This is a genomic window from Desulfosporosinus sp. (assembly GCF_014237355.1).
Taxonomy (GTDB): domain Bacteria; phylum Bacillota; class Desulfitobacteriia; order Desulfitobacteriales; family Desulfitobacteriaceae; genus Desulfosporosinus.
Genome location: NZ_JABZFS010000055.1, coordinates 1 through 17,447, shown reverse-complemented (window position 1 = coordinate 17,447; position 17,447 = coordinate 1). Strand labels below are relative to the sequence as shown.

Here is a 17,447-nt window from a genome sequence, read left to right as displayed (position 1 = left end):
ATTATGAGAGCGAATTAGAATCAACCCACTCCTTGGCATTGTGCACGGATTCCTCGCTAGGGATAGGAACATTTGATTCGGGTTTAACACTTTCGATATGTCCTCGCCATGCAGCCGTGTCATGCCTTTCAATGGGGTTCCCTAAGAACTTTTCTTTTGATTGATTTTCCGCCATCATATAACCTCCTTTAAGATTTGGTTTATTATTCCCAAGTTTTTGTGATATATTTTGTTTAGTTTCAATATCAATGTTTGAATTAGTATTCTTAGTTTTTTCCAATAGAAAAAATTAAGATGCTAAGTTTGATTGAAAACTCGATTTGTGTTATGATTAAGTTCTCTTTAAAGAAATGGAGGGTTCCTAGTGACTTCATCGATTAGACTAAGACTACAAACTTTGAACCGTTAATTGAATACGTTCAAAGGATCTGCTTGCTTGCAGAGTAAATGGGATTGGTCTGTCTATTTTTAGGAACCTTATTCTACAATTTTGTAATAAGGCTAGTTGCGTTAAGACCTAATATTTTTCATAAAATGAACTATCTCTTACAATAAGCACAGGCAGGTAGCCTGTGCTTTTTGCTAACCAAATTTACTATAGAATGAATAGAGGTTAGATATAGAGTTAGAGATAAAAAAGGACGTGAATAGTTTGAAAGAGTCTAATGGTCAGGCAAGAGACCTTAACAAAGAGAAAACCTTCAAAAAGAATATTGTTTTGTTTTTAGGAAGCCAGAGCATATCTCTCTTTGGATCTGCTTTAGTTCAGCATGCCATCATGTGGTATATCACATTAACCACTCAGTCGGGCGTTATGATGACTATATCGATTATTTGCGGCTTTGTGCCTGCGTTTATACTGTCTCCAGTGGCGGGTGTATGGGCTGATCGCTATAATCGCAAAATGCTTATCATTCTGTCGGATGCACTGATCGCGATTGCAACACTAATATTGGCCATCTTGTTTTTAATGGGATACGAGGCGCTTTGGCTGCTATTTGTGATGTCTACCGTTCGGGCGATTGGGACAGGTATTCAAACACCAGCGGTTGGGGCCATCCTTCCGCAGATTGTGCCTGAGGAAAAGCTAACCAAGGTGAGCGGGACGAATGCAAGTATTCAATCCATTGTACTGCTCATTTCTCCCATGGTTAGTGCTGGACTTCTTACAATAGCTTCTCTTGAAACCATTTTCTTTATCGACGTAATTACGGCTGCTATAGCGATAATTACATTGCTGGTATTTTTAGATATTCCGGTTCATGCGAAGGCCCTACAAAAGCAAACAACCAGCTATTTCAGTGATTTCAAACAAGGTTTGGTCTATATTAATAACCACAGCTTTCTAAAGAGCTTTTTTGTATTTTTTGCTTTTTTCTTTGTCCTAATTGCACCTGCCGCCTTTCTAACCCCACTACAGGTTACGCGCACTTTCGGTGAGGAGGTTTGGCGTTTGAGTGCCATAGAAGTTACTTTCTCAATAGGTATGACCGCTGGGGGACTCCTTATTGCTGCATGGGGTGGTTTTAAAAATAAGATTCATACCATGGCATTAGCGAGTTTTATGATCGGTGCTTGTACTTTGGCCCTGGGGCTTGTTCCTGTTTTTGGGATTTATTTGATCTTCATGGTTTTGACTGGAGTAGCAATGCCGGTATTTAATACCCCTTCTACAGTTTTATTACAAAAGAAAGTTGAAGGGGATTATTTAGGCAGAGTATTCGGGGTGTTAGGAATGATAGCAACCTCGATGATGCCGCTGGGGATGCTCGTCTTCGGACCAATTGCCGACATTATTAAAATAGAGTGGCTTCTTATAGGAACGGGCATATTGTTGTTTATACAGGGATTTTTCTTGTTAGGCAGTAAAGTGTTGATTGAGGCAGGGAAGCCTGCCCCAGAAGAAGCTCATAATTAAATTAATAAAGTCGTGGGGCCTGAACTGAGCAGGCCCCACGACTCTTTTTGGACTATCAGACCCCTATGCAGTTTGGGGGACCACTGATGAATCAAAACTCCAGCCAGCTTTTGTCATTGCTATAAAAGCAACATCGCTATGTCATACTGAAGGAGGAACGACTGAAGGATCTAGATCCTTCGCTATCGCTCAGGATGACATAAACCTAAACATATTTGCAGGGCAGTGCCGAAAATATATAGCATTATCTGTTGGGATTTAAGGAATCTAGAGTCTGAGCGTATGCCTTTTCTAAGGAGTTTATTCTGGACAGGGCTGGGGGATGGCTATAACTGAACCAGACGATGAAGGGGGGAGGAGACAAATCAGATAAACTCCGACTGGCAAGGTTTTTCTGCAATTGGATTCCTCCGGAGAGGTCTCTGGTCAGTTCAAGTGAAAACCGGTCCGCACGGAATTCCATTCCTCTGGAGATAGAACTTTGCAGAGGACTGCTTACAAAAAGAATAAGGAGTAGTGCCAGTTGTAAAGCTGCCCAGAGCTGAGGCGGCTTTTCTCTGTTTTTAGTTAGCCAAGGTTTTAAAAGGACTGTCAGTAAACCAAAGACAGTGAAAGTTCCTACTATTCCGTAGAAGAGCCCATGGATGATATCGTTCTGTCTCCAATGTCCCATTTCGTGTGCAATGACTGCTTTGACCTCAGGTAAAGAGTAATTATCTAGGAGAGTATCGTAAATGACAATTCGTTTAGTCCTACCTACCCCGGTAAAATATGCGTTGGCCAAAGTCGTTTGCTTGCTGGCATCCATGACAAATACATCATCAATGGTTAGTCCGGCTTTTTGAGCAAGATCATCAACTATACTTATAGCAGCAGAATCGGTTAAAGGTTCAAAATTGTTAAAAAGTGGAGAGATAATGATGGGCAAAAAAAAGTGTGCAATAACGAGCCAGAGACTAAAGAGAATAGCCCCCACCAACCACCAATAGCGTGATAACCGACTGACGAGCCAGAAAAAAAGTAGACCTCCCACCAGAGTGATCAGGAGCTCAATTCCGGAATTTTTCAGATAGTCGATCCACCAACCTGCCGGGTTTTGTGTACTAAAACCCCAGGCTTTTTGCCAGTAATACCCGATGTAATAAGAAAAGGGAAGGGACAGAGCTTTGGATAAAAGCCATATGCATAGTATGGATACTGCGGAGGTCAACCAATAATCCCTGCAAATCATTTGTAGGCGATGGAAGAGAGTCTGTCCCTTGTGGCTAAAGAGTAACCAAAATAATAGGACAATCTGCAGGAGAAACTTCAATATAAAGAGGAGGCGGGGTGTTGAATTGTATAATCTGGCCTTGTCAGCCATAGCTAAGGAAAAATACTTAGTAACCGAGGGATCGATAGGCCCAGGAAAGAGAGCGGACCCAAGATATAGCAGAGCAAAAATCAGGGTTAATCCGATGAGGAAAAACCAGCCGTTTTTGCTTCGACGTATGCCGTTATCAAGATAATACATTTTCAAATTCTCCACCTTTAAATTTAACTATCCTTTAGGAGTTATTAATTAAGAGAGCAGCTACTGATTCAACAAAACCGAAGCATTTTCTTTATGGTCTAAGTATTGGAGATAGCCATCGGAAAGCTGCATGAGTGATTTGATTCGTTGTTCTTCTTTAAGGAAAAACTCGTCATTTCTCGTGATAGTGCGATTGTCTAAGGAATGCCCAATCTTGCTTCCAGACATATGCAGTAAATCTGACGTTATAAATGTTCCTTCAGGATGATAAAAACGAAAACCAAGCAAGTTTTGAGGATGATTCAAGATATCCTGGCCAAAAGTGATCTGCTGACCTAAGGTGACGCCTAGTAAATTTGCAACGGTAGGAAGGAGATCGACTTGCCCACCAGGAGAATCAATCACTTGAGGCTTTAGACCAGGAACTCGGATAAGCAAAGGTACATTTAGAGCATGGATTACATCATGTTCTCTCCCCAATAAATGAGTTAGAGTATCCTTGTGTTCTCTTTCCATGACCTTGGTAACCCCAAAATGATCCCCAAAGACGATAAAGATTGAATCCTCCCAGAGGTTAGCTACTTTAAGATCGTTTATAAATTTCCCTAAAGCATAATCCTGATAATTCACGGAGGATAGGTAGTTCCCTATAGTAGTTCCTTCGAGTTTAGATGGAAGCATGATTTGTTTTTTGTGTTGGGGTAGGACATAAGGATGGTGATTGGTAAGGGTTATAAGACTGGCGTAAAACCGTTGATTCCTATTCCGGTAATCAATCAAAATCGGCAGAGCTTTTTTAAAAAGTATTTCGTCAGAAGAACCCCATTGACCAAGACGGTCTTCGTCTCGGTAGTAATCTTTATCAAAGTATTTATCGAATCCAAGAGCAGGGTAAAGGTTATCTCGGTTCCAGAAAGTTACATCGTTGGGATGGAAGGTGAACGATGTATAGCCTTTAGCTTTAAGAAGACGTGGTAAAGAGGGATAGTCTATATCAACATAATCAGTAGAAATACCTCCCTTTTGCAGGGGATAGATCGAAGTGTTAGTAATGAATTCGGCATCAGAGGTGTTTCCTTGGCCGATCTGGCTATAAAAATGAGAAAAGTACAGACTTTGTTTTACGAGGTTGTTTAGATTGGGGGTGATTTCTTGATTATTAACGGATAGGCCAATGAGAAAGTTTTGGGTTGACTCCAATTGTACTAAGATGACGTTTTTACCTGAAGCTGAACCGAAATACTTTGGCCAGAGGATGGGCTCGATTTGCTTAAGCTGGTTAACAGCAGCTTGGTTGAACTGTTCCGATTTCAAGGAGGTCTCGTTGCTTTTGCTTAAATACTTGTAAAGCTCGTAACCCTGGGCATTAAACAATCCAACATCGCGGGTCATTGCCATCCTGTTATCTTTGGTAGAATAAAAGCCGATATTCAGGAGAGAAAGAAACAAAGCTAGTAAAATAACTATAAGGATAGTTTTGTGGTAATAAGCAGAGGTGGTTTTGTGACGATGTGTAAGGGAGGGGAAGAAGGTTGTCACTTTAGGCGATTTTTCGAATCTAGAAAAGGGAAGTACTCTTTTTGAGAGACTGATGAAAGGCTGCAGAATAAATAAAAGAATAAAATCAACGTAGAAAACAAAGTAGGCCGGGGAGAACAGATCAAAAATGCTTGTATTAAGTTCGTTGATTAAACGGAACTGCAGGATGGCATGGAAATTAAGGAGCTGACCAAAATAACTATAGTATATAACATTGGCCATAAAGTAAGTAGATAGTAGAAGGTTAATGATCCAAAACAAAGCGGTTGTACGAGGTTTGGTTAGCTCTAATAGGCCGAAAATTATTACTAAGGACGCTAATTCCCAGAGAAGAACTTGTATATTCGTCGTCTGAGGGAATACAAAGCTGCGCAGGAGGAAGATTTTAAGCAATACAATCATTATAAATATTGTAACTCTTCCCCTCAATAGGGGGTATAAATGAGGAAGACGCATGTACATAGTTCCTTTCGTTTAATTGTCTAGTTTGTAACTAAGGTAATACTATGACATACAGACTTCAGGTATGTACCCGCCGGAACTAGTGGCTGAGTTTTTTTCTCTTGATCCTATGTCTTACTAATAGTAAACTAAAGATACTGGTATAGTTTCCTTCGTAACCGTAAGCTGTGCCAGCGAATGGGAATCAGGGGGTTAAATCATGCGTGAGCGAATTGTCCAGGCTGCTACAGAGTCTATCAAAAAATATGGGTTAAGAGGCTTTACATTAGATGACATTACCGGCGAACTTAGCATGAGTAAAAAAACCATCTATAAGTATTTTACCTCTAAAAATGAACTGATCTCAGAAATCGTGCAAAGAGCTGCTGAAATCGAAAAACAACGAGTGTTACAAGAAGTTGATCGTTGTCCAACATGGTTTGAAAAGCTGAATGCTATCCTCTCTGTATACTCTTATCCGGCCATTCCCTTCCGAACCCTCAATGAACTGCAGCGTTACTTTCCTGCGGAACAAAAGACGATTGATGAAATTCGCCGTTTTCGGGAACAAATGGCTATGGCCGCCTTAGAAGAGGGTATCTCCCGAGGGGACATTCGGGATGATCTTGATCCGGCTATTATGTTGCTGACATTTACTAAGACAGTTCTGTCACCAATGGAAGACCAATTTCTAAATGCTAATGATATCACGATTCATCAACTCCTTGAGCAAATGAAAAAGCTTTTATTTTATGGCATCCTAAATCGTTGTGAAGGGGATTTGATAAACAAATGATGAAACGTAAGCAACTGTCTATTACCATTCTAGCGTTTCTGTTGCTTCCCGCCTTATTAACCGGCTGTGGTTCTCAGCCGACGGATACGAATCCGGTGGAGATTACCCGACCAGTAACGGTTTCTTCGTTGAGCGAACAGTCCCAGCCAGTCCAGTCGGAGTACCTAGGCGTTATCGGCTATGGGGAATTAAAAAAGTACAGTTTTAAAGTCACAGGAAAACTGGTTCTGCTGAATGTACATAAAGGGAAAGCCATTCAGCAGGGAGAACTGTTGGCTAGCCTAGATCAGACGGATCTTTCCCTAGCTTTGCGTAATTCGCAAATTAATCTCTCTCAGGCTGAACAAGTCTATCAGGATGCCTTAAATCAATATACTAAGTATCTGGAACTCGCTAAGGCTGGAGCCTTGGCTCAGTTGGATCTGGATAAAGCCAAACTGGATATGGACGTAAAGGAGTCCACTTACCAGAAGGCTCAACTCGATGTAGAAGTTAAACAAAATGCCTTGTCCGATACGAAACTCTATTCGGATATGGCCGGTTATGTGACAGATATCCTGTATAAGGAAGGAGAAAATCTAGCCGCAGGATACCCTGTCATCGTCGTCCGCAGCCAAGAGCAGGTGATCAATGTCGGCCTTGACCAGACCGATGCTGCGAAGACTAAGTTAGGGACAAGAGTTAAGGTTAAAGTTAGTAACTTTACGGGAGAGGGTCAAGTAACCCACATTGATCAATTGCCGGATAGCGAGACTCGTACCTATAACACCGAGATTAAATTATCGAAAGAAATTCCGGCCGAGGCCTATTTTATTGGTGCCACAGCCGATGTTTCCTTGGCTTCTGGTACAGAGCAAGGAATCTGGATCCCTATTTCTGCGGTGATGAATGACGGTGAAGATTACGTATTTATCGTCGAAAGTGATCGGGCTGTCAAGAGAAATATCAGCCTAAAAAACAGTCAAGGATTTAATGTTCGGGTCGAAGGGCTCAAGCCGGGAGATAACCTGGTTACTTCGGGTATGAAGGAATTGAGTGAGGGCATGACGGTTACGATGACTCAGACGGCAGGAGGACAATGATGGATAAGGGGATAATTTACCAAGTCATCCATAATCGCCGGTTTACCCTTTTTTTCACCTTCATAGCCTTATTGCTGGGAATTTATAGTTTTTATGTCATACCTAAACAGGAAAGCCCGAAGGTGAACGCCCCCTTTGCCATTATACAGACGATTTATCCAGGCGCAGAACCTGCGGATGTAGAAAAACTCGTCACTAAAGTTATCGAAGATAAAACCATTGAAGTCCCAGGTTATAAAACTTCCTCTTCATATTCCCGAAACAGCGTTTCCATCGTCGTCTTAGAGCTACAAAATGACGCAGATGTTGATAAAGCTTGGCTGGATTTGAGGCGCTATATGGATGATCTCCAAAGCACTCTTCCATCTGAGTGCCAAAAGATTGAGGTTCAAACAGATTTAGCAGATACTCCCGGCATGATCCTAAGCCTTTCTGGCGATCAATATTCTTATGAACAGCTTTCCGATTTTGCTGATCAGTATAAAAATGAGTTAAGCAAAATCAAGGGCATTACCCGTTTTGAAGTTGACGGGGTACAAACAAAAGAAGCTCAAGTTGAAGTCAATACCTCAAGGTTCAATCAACTTGCCCTGTCCTTAGAGGATATAGTCAATGCCTTAAAAATTCAAAATGTCAACATTCCTTCGGGTTCCCTAAGTGATGGAACTTCCAAGATCAATGTCAGTATCTCTGGCAGTTTTAACTCCCTTCAGGACATTGAAAATTGTGTAGTATCTATTTCAAAAGCTACGGGAGCTATAGTTTATTTAAAGGATATCGCCAAGGTATCCTGGGGATTAGCAGATTCCACGACCCGCATCAGAGAAAATGGAAATAATGCTATTTTGTTAAGCGCATTCTTCTCTGAAAATGATAATATTGTCATGATTGGTCACGAGGTTCAGACAATACTTCATCAGTTGAAACAACAATTGCCCCCGGGCTTAATTGTTGATGAGGTCACTTATCAACCGGCTAATGTTGATAAAAGTGTGACTAATTTCTTTGAAAACCTGCTGGAAGGGATTGCCTTGGTACTGGCCGTGGTTTTCCTTGGGATGGGTCTAAAAAATGCTATTGTGGCTTCGACCGCCGTACCACTTTCTATTCTAATTGCTTTTTCTGCCATGTATCTCCTTGAAATTAAAGTGCATGAGATTTCCATTGCCGCATTGATCATTTCCTTAGGTATACTGGTCGACGATGCTATCGTAATTATTGATTCCATTCAGGTCCTGATCGACGAGGGAATGGAAAAAATGTCCGCCTGTGTAAACGGCACAAAGCGAGCTGTCTTACCTGTATTTACGGCTACATTAACCACTGGGGCAGCTTTTGCTCCCATGCTTTTTGTACCAGGTCCAGCGGGAGAGTTCCTGCATTCCTTGCCTGAGGTTGTGATTCTAGCTGTTGCTGCCTCGTTTATCGTCGCTATCTTTGTCACTCCCGTCCTAGCCTATATCTTTTTTGATCAACTCAAACAGAGGAAAACTTACAAGCGATCCCCGGTGAAAAACTTCTATCAGGGCTTTCTGGCTATCAGCATGAAGTATAAGAAACTGACCCTTCTTATAGCCCTCTCCATATTCGGGCTTACTGCTCTTTTAGCCCTTAAGCTACCAGTAATGTTTTTTCCAAAGGCAGACGTTAATATGTTCTATATAAATATCCATGCTGAAACTTCTGCTGATCTGGACAACACAGACCGCGTAGCTCAACAGGTAGAGAAGCTAGTTTCTGCCCAAAAAGAAGTCTTGGATTATACAACCTCCGTAGGGGAAGGACTTCCTAAATTCTATTTAACAGTGGAACAATCAACTCAATCCCAAGATTTTGCCCAGGTTCTGCTGAAAGTGGACTTAGCCAAAGGCGGTCGGTTTAAGTCCAATGAGGAAATGGCCGTTTATATGCAAGAACATTTGAACGAACGCTTGATTGGTGGAACGGCTCGGGTTGAGTTGCTGGAAAAGGCTTTCCCTGGTACCCCCATAGGTATCCAAATTAACAGTAACGATCAGCAGGCCCTGACCAAGGCAGTTAACTATATCCATGATCAACTGATAGCTATCCCAGGGACTTTGAATGTGGAGGATGACTTAGACAGTTCTGAATATCAGTTTAAGGTTAATATTGATCATGATAAAGCTTCTCAATCGGGTATCACCAAATACGACATAGAACGCCAAATTAATATTGCTCTAAAGGGAGCAGAAGCAACCGTTTTGCGTAAAGCTGGTAATGAATACCCCATCTTAGTAACGAGTGATATTCAGTCCAAAGAAGCCTTGGAAAACCTGGTCATCAAATCCTCGCTTAGTGACCAGAAAGTCCTGCTCAAACAAATTGCAACATTTAGCCTGGAAGCATCTATTCCCACGATTCGCAAATACGACCGTGAGCTGGCCATCACTGTCTCTTCCCAGGTTAAACCAGGCTACAGTGCTGTTACCATCGAAAATAACCTCAAACAAATCCTTGCCCAAAACCCAGAGGTGTTAAAAGGGGTCAGCCTTTCCTATAAGGGGGAAGCGAAAAATATCAGTGATAATTTCGGCGATCTGGGAACAGCAGCTTTATTTGCCCTCTTAGCTATTTATGTCATTCTTATGCTCCAGTTTCGCTCTTTCTTGCAGCCCTTCATCATCTTTATCACGATCCCCCTCTCACTCTTTGGTGTTATCATCGGTCTGTTTGCTTTCGGCCAGCCCCTTTCATTTACTGCACTAGTTGGGGTTGTCAGCCTCATGGGAATTGTGATTAAAAATGCCATTCTATTGATAGAATATATCAACATCGCCCGCAAAGAAGGGATGTCAGTAACGGAAGCCTGCTTTGACGCCGTGAGCAAACGCTATCGACCCATTTTTCTGAGCGCCATGACGACAGTCATTGGTCTTGTTCCTTTAGCCCTCTCTGGGAGTGACCTGTTTGAACCGTTGTCTGTAGCGATTATGTGTGGATTAATAGCCTCAACTTTACTGACCTTAGTGATTATTCCCGTAGTTTATAGCATTTGGTTTGAAAAGAGAGAGGTATCCATTACTACAGGAAATGCGACAATTTAGATATCATCTAAACCAAACCTCCTAGGTATAATAAGTCTAGGAGGTTTGGTTGTATTAATTATTAAAGCGTTTTTAATTGCTTTTTGAAAATACTTTATTTATAAAGAAGGAAACGGGCAAAATTCGGAGAAAGGTAAGTTCAAGTTAAATTGATGCGGATATCCGGGAAAGGAAGTCGAAATGAACAATATAATAGCAATTGTTGATGATTGCGAAGATGACATTTTTGCAATTAAGAAAATGATCTTGAAACAGAATAGTGATTATAAAATCGTTGACTTTACAGATCCCGAAGACGCTCTAGTTAAACTAAGGCAAGATAAGGTTGATTGCATTATTTTAGATTATTATTTTCCATTGATGAATGGACTTGAGTTCATAAAAGAATTTAGGAGCTATAATGATGATACTCCCATCATATTTCTGACAGGGCAAGGAAATGAAAATGTAGCTGCTGAATCTATTCAGGCGGGAGCCTTTCACTACATTATCAAGAGTGAAATCTCAGGAGAATCACTACATAACTGTATTCTTAAAGGAATTCTAAAGAGTGATTTAGACCGTAAAGAAAGATCCTACAATGAGTTCATTAAGACAATGACTAATATTATACCCGTGCCTTTGTTCTATAAGGATAAAAACGGAATCTATCTTGGGTGTAATAAGGCCTTCGAAGAGTTCATTGGTTTAAACAAAGATGAGATTATTGGCAAAACAGTCTATGATATCTCCGAGAAAAATGATGCAGAAACGTATGCAAATAGGGATCGACAGTTATTGGATAATCCGGGCACGACACAAACCTATGAACATGAGTACGTTAACCCTAATAATATGAGGAAATATGTCATTTTCAAGAAGGTCACCTATCGTGATTCTTTAGGAAACGTAAGTGGTATTATTGGAATAGTCAACGATATAACTGAGATTAAAGAACGTGAGACAGAATTAACCTCCAAGACCTATTACGATTCTCTAACTGGGATCTTCAATAGACGTTATTTTGATGAGTACGTTGAGATTGAATGGAAAAAATGCAAGAGAAAAAATGAGCCATTATGTTTAATAATGCTCGATATAGATTTTTTTAAAAATTATAACGATACTTATGGGCATCAGGAGGGGGATAATTGTCTACATAACGTCGCACAGGAAATTAAACTATCCTTACTACGTCCTTCTGATATAGCCGTACGATATGGCGGAGAAGAGTTTGTGGTGATTCTTCCTAATACGAAACTAAATGGAGCATATCGAGTGGCAGAAAGAATTAGACAAAACATCATTAATAGGGGGATTAAACATGTGGCTTCTGCAGTGAGTGATGTTGTAACCCTTAGTCAAGGAATAGCAGAAATGAGTGATATTAATGATACTGTTGATAAGTGTTTAAGGAATGCAGATCAATCATTATATGAGGCCAAGAAAAATGGTAGAAACACCATAAGGTGTTTGAGTGTTTATGATAATAACCAGGAGGAAGGCGAGGAGGGTTAATGTATTAATGGAATATAAATTTTCAGAGCTTTTCGACATAAAAGAGCTCCAGTCACTTATGGAGAGCTTTACTATAGCAACGGAATTTTCGACTGCCATACTTGACTTAGAAGGGAAAATTCTGACGTCCGCTGGTTGGTCAGATGTATGTACGAAATTTCATAGAATTCATCCGATAACGAGTAAACGGTGTACGGAAAGTGACACTGTATTGGCAGCTCAACTTAATAGAGGGGAACATTATAATATCTACAAGTGCAAAAACGGTTTGATTGATGTGGCAGTTCCGATTATTATTGAAGGAACTCATATGGGAAACCTCTTCATTGGACAAATCTTGTTTGAAGTTCCTAATGTAGAATATTTTAAAAAGCAAGCTAAGGAATTTGGGTTTAATGAATCCTTCTATCTTGAGGCATTAAATAAAATGCCAGTGTTTACAGAAGAAAAGATTAAACAGACAATGGAGTTTTTATTAAAATTAGCAAAGATGATTGGTAACTTGGGATTAGCAAAGAAGCAACAGTTGGAAAGAAACAAACAAATATCGGATTTGTTGGAGATAGAAGAGACATTGAACCAAGAGCTAGTCCAGGAAAAAGAAAAGTTAGAAAGATTAACGGAAGAATTGCAAAAAAGTAATAAAGAACTTGATGATTTTGCATATATTGCTTCACATGACTTAAGAGAACCTTTGCGGGGTATCAACAATTATTCCGATTTTTTGTTAGAAGACTATGCGGATAAGCTAGATAATGAAGGAAAAAGTATGCTTATGACCGTAAGTAAACTCACTCATAGACTAGACCAGTTTATTGATTCTCTCTTATTTTTTTCACGACTTGGTAGAACATCCACCGATCAAAAAGCTGTCTCAATAAAGGATATTATCGATGATGCAATCAATTCCTTAGAGCTATCCATAAGAGAAAGGCCTACGGTTATAACCGTTAATGAGAATTTACCTGTCGTTAACTGCGATCCATTCAGAACAACTGAGGTTTTTAAGAATTTGATTGGAAATGCTTTGAAATATAATAATAAACCTGAAAGGCATATTGAAGTAGGATGTTTATTCACTGAATCTAATGAACCATTCTTCTATGTTAAAGATAATGGAATAGGCATAAAAGAAAAACATTTTGACAATGTTTTTATGATTTTTAAACGACTGCATCCCAGAGACAAGTATGGAGGGGGCACAGGTGCAGGACTAACCATTGCTAAGAAGTGTGTCACCTTACAAAGAGGTAAAATATGGATAGAATCAAAATTAAATGAGGGAACAACGTTTTACTTTACTGTCACAGAAGGAACGTTTTCATGATTTCCGAGGAGGCTGCAAATGAAAAATGGTCCAACTTCATTGATTATTATTGTGGAGGACAGCCCTGAAGACTTTGACACTACATTAAGAGCGTTCAAAAAAGCAGGGATGAAAAACAACATTCTTAGATTTGAAATGGGTGATGAGTGTTTAGATTATTTAATGGGAAGAGGAGAATATGAGGGCAAAAGGAATGAGTTGCCAGGACTTATCATGCTTGATTTAAACTTACCCGGAACAGGTGGGAAAGACGTGCTCAAAATAATAAAATCAGATGTAAACTTAAAGAAGATTCCAGTTGTTGTATTAACTACTTCAAACGATCTCAGAGATATCGAAAATTGCTATCAACTCGGTGCAAACAGTTATATTCAGAAACCAGTCAGCTTTGAGGGTTTCACTCTTGCAATAAAAAAGCTCAAAGAATATTGGTTTGAGATTGCTATATTACCCACTCAAGGATAATTAAAAAGAAAATAAAAGTAACAAATTCCTGCTTTGTACTGTCAAAGCAGGAATTAATGAGGTAACAGAATGCGAGGACTCCCTTCATGCTATTGCAAAAACTTCCTTTACAAACGTAAGGTATTCGGGTGCTTTATTGATGTCGGGTTCACCATGAGTCTGCGCTAATCCATGACGTATAGCACGTTTGATAACAGTTTCAAATACTTTTATGTCTGGGGTTTCAGCAAATTCTTTTCGCAGTTCTTGGAGCTTTACATGATGAAGATTAGTATGGTCTTGAACCATAGTGGGCAGTACTCCTAAAATATTGACCTTAGTACCTTCTTCCTGAATGCTTTTTATTAGACCAATTGTTTCATAAATACCATCGATGGATAGACCCTCTGGAAGGACAGGAATGATAATATCTGTAGAGGCTAACAGGGAATTCATAGTTGGAATGTCATTGCTTGGAGAAGTGTCGATGAGAATGTAGTCGTATTGTGTTTTTATCTCACTGATGGCTCTTCTTAGAAGGTATTTACGGGCTGGGAATAGCTTCGAATTTGTCTGAGCTGTGACTTTTGGGCTGAGATCCGAAAGTGATCCATTTGATAAGTAGAGATCAACCCCGTAAGCATGCTGCTTAATATCCTTCATTCTCGCTTCACCAATTAAAACATCATAAATTGTTTTCTTTAAATCAGTCTTCTTAATGCCGAAGGATAAGGCAATGTGTCCTTGAGCATCCATGTCGATGATCGCCGTCTTATATCCAAGACTAACTAACCCTACGGCCATGTTTGTAACGGTTGCCGTTTTGCCAACTCCACCTTTTTGTGAAGCAACGGCAATGATTCGTGCAGTTTGAGTATTTCTAGCGGCATTGATAGTTTTATTACGTTTAGCCATGTTACAACAACCCTTTCTCAAAAATATGTAATATTTAATTAAATATTACCATATAATACCAAAAGAGTATATACTAGGCGTTGTTTGATAACACGACATTTATTGTCGTTTAGCATAATTAAATAGAGTAATGCGCCATAATCGGAAGAGATTTTCAACCTTCTATATAATTTTAGTTATGACTTTTAATCTTATTTTTACTTGGCTCGTTCTAAGTCAACATGAGGTGTTACTATAAACCGGCTTTTTCGAATGAACCTGCTTGAATAAGGTTTCTTTTATGGTATATTATAGTAATCAATGACCATCAATCTTAGGCGGTAACTGAATTTAATGTTGGCCAGACGTCATTGGAACTGCTTAACGATTAGAACAAACGATAATGGAGGGATTATTATGGATAACCAAAAAACTTTAGAAAATTTAATGGCAGCTTTTGCGGGTGAATCACAGGCAAATCGAAAATACTCCGCTTACTCTAAAAAAGCAGAAGCCGATGGTAAAAAGAATGCCGCAAAGCTTTTTAAAGCAGCTTCTGATGCCGAAATCCTTCATGCTCAAAAGCATTTTGAAGTTGCGGGTAAGATCATGTCAACAGTTGAGAACTTGAAGGATGCAATCATGGGAGAAAATCATGAATATCAAAGTATGTATCCAGAGTTTTTGAAAGTGGCTCAAGAAGATGGAAATCAAGCTGCCGTGAGAACATTTACATATGCTCTAAAGGCTGAAGAGGTCCATGCAAGATTATATCAAGAGGCACTAGATAATCTAGATCAAGAGGAAGAAGTATTTTACTATCTTTGCCCTATTTGCGGAAACATTGAGAAAGTAGTACCTGAAAAGTGTCCTATTTGCGGAGTTCCGGGAACGAAATTCATCAAGTATTAGAATTGAATTGAATTCCTTTAAATAATCCCTACCTATTCGGCAAAGGTGGGGATTATTTTTTCGAGTCAATCATGCAGCTCTACTGTCAGGAAGATCTCTGATTGGGAGTTAAAGATGGGTATAGAAGGATTTTTTAATGATGAAGTAGAAAATACTTATATAGGTTTTGTTTTGATAGGAACGGAGGATACTAAGCGTGTGGGGTTTGATCACAACGACTTTCTTAGTGATTTATTGTCTAATGAGCTTTTATATTGGACGTAGGGGTTGGCAGATACTTGGTAAGACAAAAACCAGAAGCAAGATTATTTATGGAATAGTTCTCGGATTGTTAATCTTTGCGTTTCCCATGACAGAAATGGTACAAAATTGGCTTCCTCAAACATTCGCTCCGGGAGTTAGTATTACTGGTTGGTACGCCATGATTGCAGTAGTATACCTGTTTTTTTTGCTGATGATCGTTGATTCAGTGAGGTTGCTGGATAGACGTATTCCCATTGTTCCTAGAATCATTAGGGATCACGACCGGACTCCGAAAGCAGTGGCCTTGTTAATCCTTGGCTTGATTATTGTTACCCTTATATATGGTTCTTGGAATGCTCGTCATCCTGATATCACGCACTATGAACTTTCAATCGATAAAGAAGTTAGTACATTGAAGCAACTTCGGATTGTAATGGTCTCCGATATTCACTACGGAGAGATTATTGATGAACCTCGTTTGAATGGAATGCTTGAAGCAATCAACCAACTTCAGCCAGATGTCATTGTAATGGCAGGCGACATCGTTGATGGGAGGGTTAATCAGGAGGAATTTCAAAAACTCATCGACATCCTTAAACAAATGAACTCAAACTTTGGGACCTACATTGTTCCAGGCAATCACGATCGTTGGATAAGCAGCGTTGATTCGGTCCGTGATTTGGAGGAAGCGGGGATAGTAGTTCTCAGAGACCGACATATAAACGTGGGAGATAGTTTTTACATCATAGGGAGGGATGATCCAGGGCATCGACGTGATCAGGGACGTAAAGGTTTGGAAGAGTTAATGCAAGGAGTTGACCAATCTCTGCCCCTCATATTATTGGATCATCAGCCTATTAATTTAGAAGAAGCTGAAAAAAATGGAATCGATCTTCAATTATCTGGACATACCCACATGGGGCAGATCTTTCCTAGTCATATTATAACTCGCCAACTTTATGCCATAGACTGGGGATTGCTTACCAGGGGTAGTTATCATCTTATCGTGTCCTCCGGCTATGGGACTTGGGGGCCACCGTTAAGAATTGGCACAAATTCTGAGATCGTCGAAGTTATACTCAAATTCCCTCGCTAAGACTGGATTACTTTTCTCGTTTCTTCAGTTCCGTAATTAAATTGTATTTCAATTTGGTCTCTTCAAGCTTTTTACTAATAGCAGCTTTTATTTCTAGACTGTGACAACAGGCTAACTGCTCACGTAATTCATCGATGTCCTTTAAAAGTTGAACTTCCTCTGGTACAAAACCAGCATTCCTTAATAAGATGTATCCTGCGCGTATTCCCTCCGGAAGGCTTGCCCAGTAGTCAAGGTTGATAGGTTTGCCTTGAGAAGGGAGATTTTCGAATTCGCCGTTTCTCATGGCTTCTTGAATTCTATCTTCAACGATTCTTTCAAAAATGCTAGACATAAGCCTCAACTCCTTACCTATAATATATCTCAATAAATATCGGTATACCATAAGCTTTTAACTACGTGTAAGAGAATGATGGATAAAAATAACAGTAGACAAGCTGAGCTAAAAAGTGTATTCTAACAAAGCGCCAAAACGACGCACCTTGACTGAGTAGCTAACCAAAATTAGTAGTTGACAACGCGAGTTGAAAATGCTAATATGTGAATCGGTCTTGAAAATGATGGTCTTTGAAAACTAAACAACAAGGACAGCCAATGAGAGAGACTCGAAAGAGTTTCAAAATAAATCATGAGTCAATCATCTTCTTCTAGAAGTGAAATAACTTTTTTTGGAGAGTTTG

General features: G+C 39.8%; 15 protein-coding genes. 10 read left to right on the top strand and 5 right to left on the bottom strand.

All coding sequences use genetic code 11. The annotated features are described in order from the left end of the window. Position 1: 1 nt before the first annotated feature. Positions 2-175 carry a DUF3787 domain-containing protein gene (locus HGJ98_RS11730; RefSeq protein ID WP_291351587.1) on the bottom strand — a complete coding sequence of 58 codons (174 nt, stop codon included), beginning with the start codon at positions 173-175 and terminating at the stop codon, positions 2-4. Between the two features lie 477 nt (positions 176-652). On the opposite strand from HGJ98_RS11730, the gene HGJ98_RS11725 reads away from it, so the two are divergent. Continuing rightward, positions 653-1,918 (top strand): MFS transporter, encoded by a 1,266-nt coding sequence (locus HGJ98_RS11725; protein ID WP_291351585.1) that lies wholly within the window; start codon positions 653-655, stop codon positions 1,916-1,918. Positions 1,919-2,162: 244 nt separating this feature from the next. On the opposite strand, the gene HGJ98_RS11720 is transcribed toward HGJ98_RS11725, so the two are convergent. Further along, complete coding sequence (locus tag HGJ98_RS11720; protein WP_291351583.1) at positions 2,163-3,431, bottom strand: M48 family metallopeptidase; 1,269 nt, start codon at positions 3,429-3,431, stop codon at positions 2,163-2,165. 60 nt (positions 3,432-3,491) lie between these two features. Next, on the bottom strand, positions 3,492-5,372 hold the full coding sequence (locus HGJ98_RS11715; protein WP_291351581.1) for an LTA synthase family protein: 1,881 nt from the start codon (positions 5,370-5,372) through the stop codon (positions 3,492-3,494). A gap of 259 nt (positions 5,373-5,631) precedes the next feature. Between HGJ98_RS11715 and HGJ98_RS11710 the strand changes: the two genes are divergently transcribed. The 6 genes from HGJ98_RS11710 to HGJ98_RS11685 all read left to right on the top strand — a co-directional run bounded on the left by HGJ98_RS11710 (position 5,632) and on the right by HGJ98_RS11685 (position 13,643). Continuing rightward, positions 5,632-6,207 carry a TetR/AcrR family transcriptional regulator gene (locus tag HGJ98_RS11710; protein ID WP_291351579.1) on the top strand — a complete coding sequence of 192 codons (576 nt, stop codon included), beginning with the start codon at positions 5,632-5,634 and terminating at the stop codon, positions 6,205-6,207. Next, the gene (locus tag HGJ98_RS11705) at positions 6,204-7,289 is read left to right on the top strand and encodes an efflux RND transporter periplasmic adaptor subunit (RefSeq protein ID WP_291351577.1); all 1,086 of its coding nucleotides are present in this window, start codon (positions 6,204-6,206) and stop codon (positions 7,287-7,289) included. The genes HGJ98_RS11710 and HGJ98_RS11705 overlap by 4 nt, the downstream gene beginning before the upstream one ends. Continuing rightward, positions 7,289-10,354, top strand: coding sequence for an efflux RND transporter permease subunit (locus HGJ98_RS11700; RefSeq protein WP_291351575.1), 3,066 nt, complete (start codon positions 7,289-7,291; stop codon positions 10,352-10,354). The genes HGJ98_RS11705 and HGJ98_RS11700 overlap by 1 nt, the downstream gene beginning before the upstream one ends. Positions 10,355-10,534: 180 nt before the next feature. Then, positions 10,535-11,851 (top strand): diguanylate cyclase, encoded by a 1,317-nt coding sequence (locus HGJ98_RS11695; RefSeq protein WP_291351573.1) that lies wholly within the window; start codon positions 10,535-10,537, stop codon positions 11,849-11,851. Positions 11,852-11,858: 7 nt separating this feature from the next. Then, on the top strand, positions 11,859-13,178 hold the full coding sequence (locus HGJ98_RS11690; protein WP_291351571.1) for a PocR ligand-binding domain-containing protein: 1,320 nt from the start codon (positions 11,859-11,861) through the stop codon (positions 13,176-13,178). An 18-nt stretch (positions 13,179-13,196) separates the two neighbouring features. Further along, positions 13,197-13,643, top strand: a complete 447-nt coding sequence (locus HGJ98_RS11685) for a response regulator (RefSeq protein ID WP_291351569.1) — start codon at positions 13,197-13,199, stop codon at positions 13,641-13,643. Positions 13,644-13,727: 84 nt separating this feature from the next. Here HGJ98_RS11685 and HGJ98_RS11680 read toward each other — a convergent pair whose 3' ends face one another. Further along, positions 13,728-14,537: a ParA family protein gene (locus HGJ98_RS11680; RefSeq protein ID WP_291351567.1), complete on the bottom strand. Its 810-nt coding sequence runs from the start codon at positions 14,535-14,537 to the stop codon at positions 13,728-13,730. A 396-nt stretch (positions 14,538-14,933) separates the two neighbouring features. On the opposite strand from HGJ98_RS11680, the gene HGJ98_RS11675 reads away from it, so the two are divergent. The 3 genes from HGJ98_RS11675 (at position 14,934) to HGJ98_RS11665 (ending at position 16,767) form a co-directional block, all read left to right on the top strand. Next, the gene (locus tag HGJ98_RS11675; protein WP_291351564.1) at positions 14,934-15,428 is read left to right on the top strand and encodes a rubrerythrin family protein; all 495 of its coding nucleotides are present in this window, start codon (positions 14,934-14,936) and stop codon (positions 15,426-15,428) included. A 114-nt stretch (positions 15,429-15,542) separates the two neighbouring features. Beyond that, entirely contained in the window at positions 15,543-15,692 is a 150-nt protein-coding gene (locus tag HGJ98_RS11670) for a hypothetical protein (protein WP_291351562.1), read from the top strand. Positions 15,693-15,786: 94 nt separating this feature from the next. Further along, positions 15,787-16,767: a metallophosphoesterase gene (locus tag HGJ98_RS11665; protein ID WP_291351560.1), complete on the top strand. Its 981-nt coding sequence runs from the start codon at positions 15,787-15,789 to the stop codon at positions 16,765-16,767. A gap of 7 nt (positions 16,768-16,774) precedes the next feature. On the opposite strand, the gene HGJ98_RS11660 is transcribed toward HGJ98_RS11665, so the two are convergent. Further along, the gene (locus HGJ98_RS11660) at positions 16,775-17,101 is read right to left on the bottom strand and encodes a DUF1992 domain-containing protein (RefSeq protein WP_291351558.1); all 327 of its coding nucleotides are present in this window, start codon (positions 17,099-17,101) and stop codon (positions 16,775-16,777) included. Between the last annotated feature and the right edge of the window lie 346 nt (positions 17,102-17,447).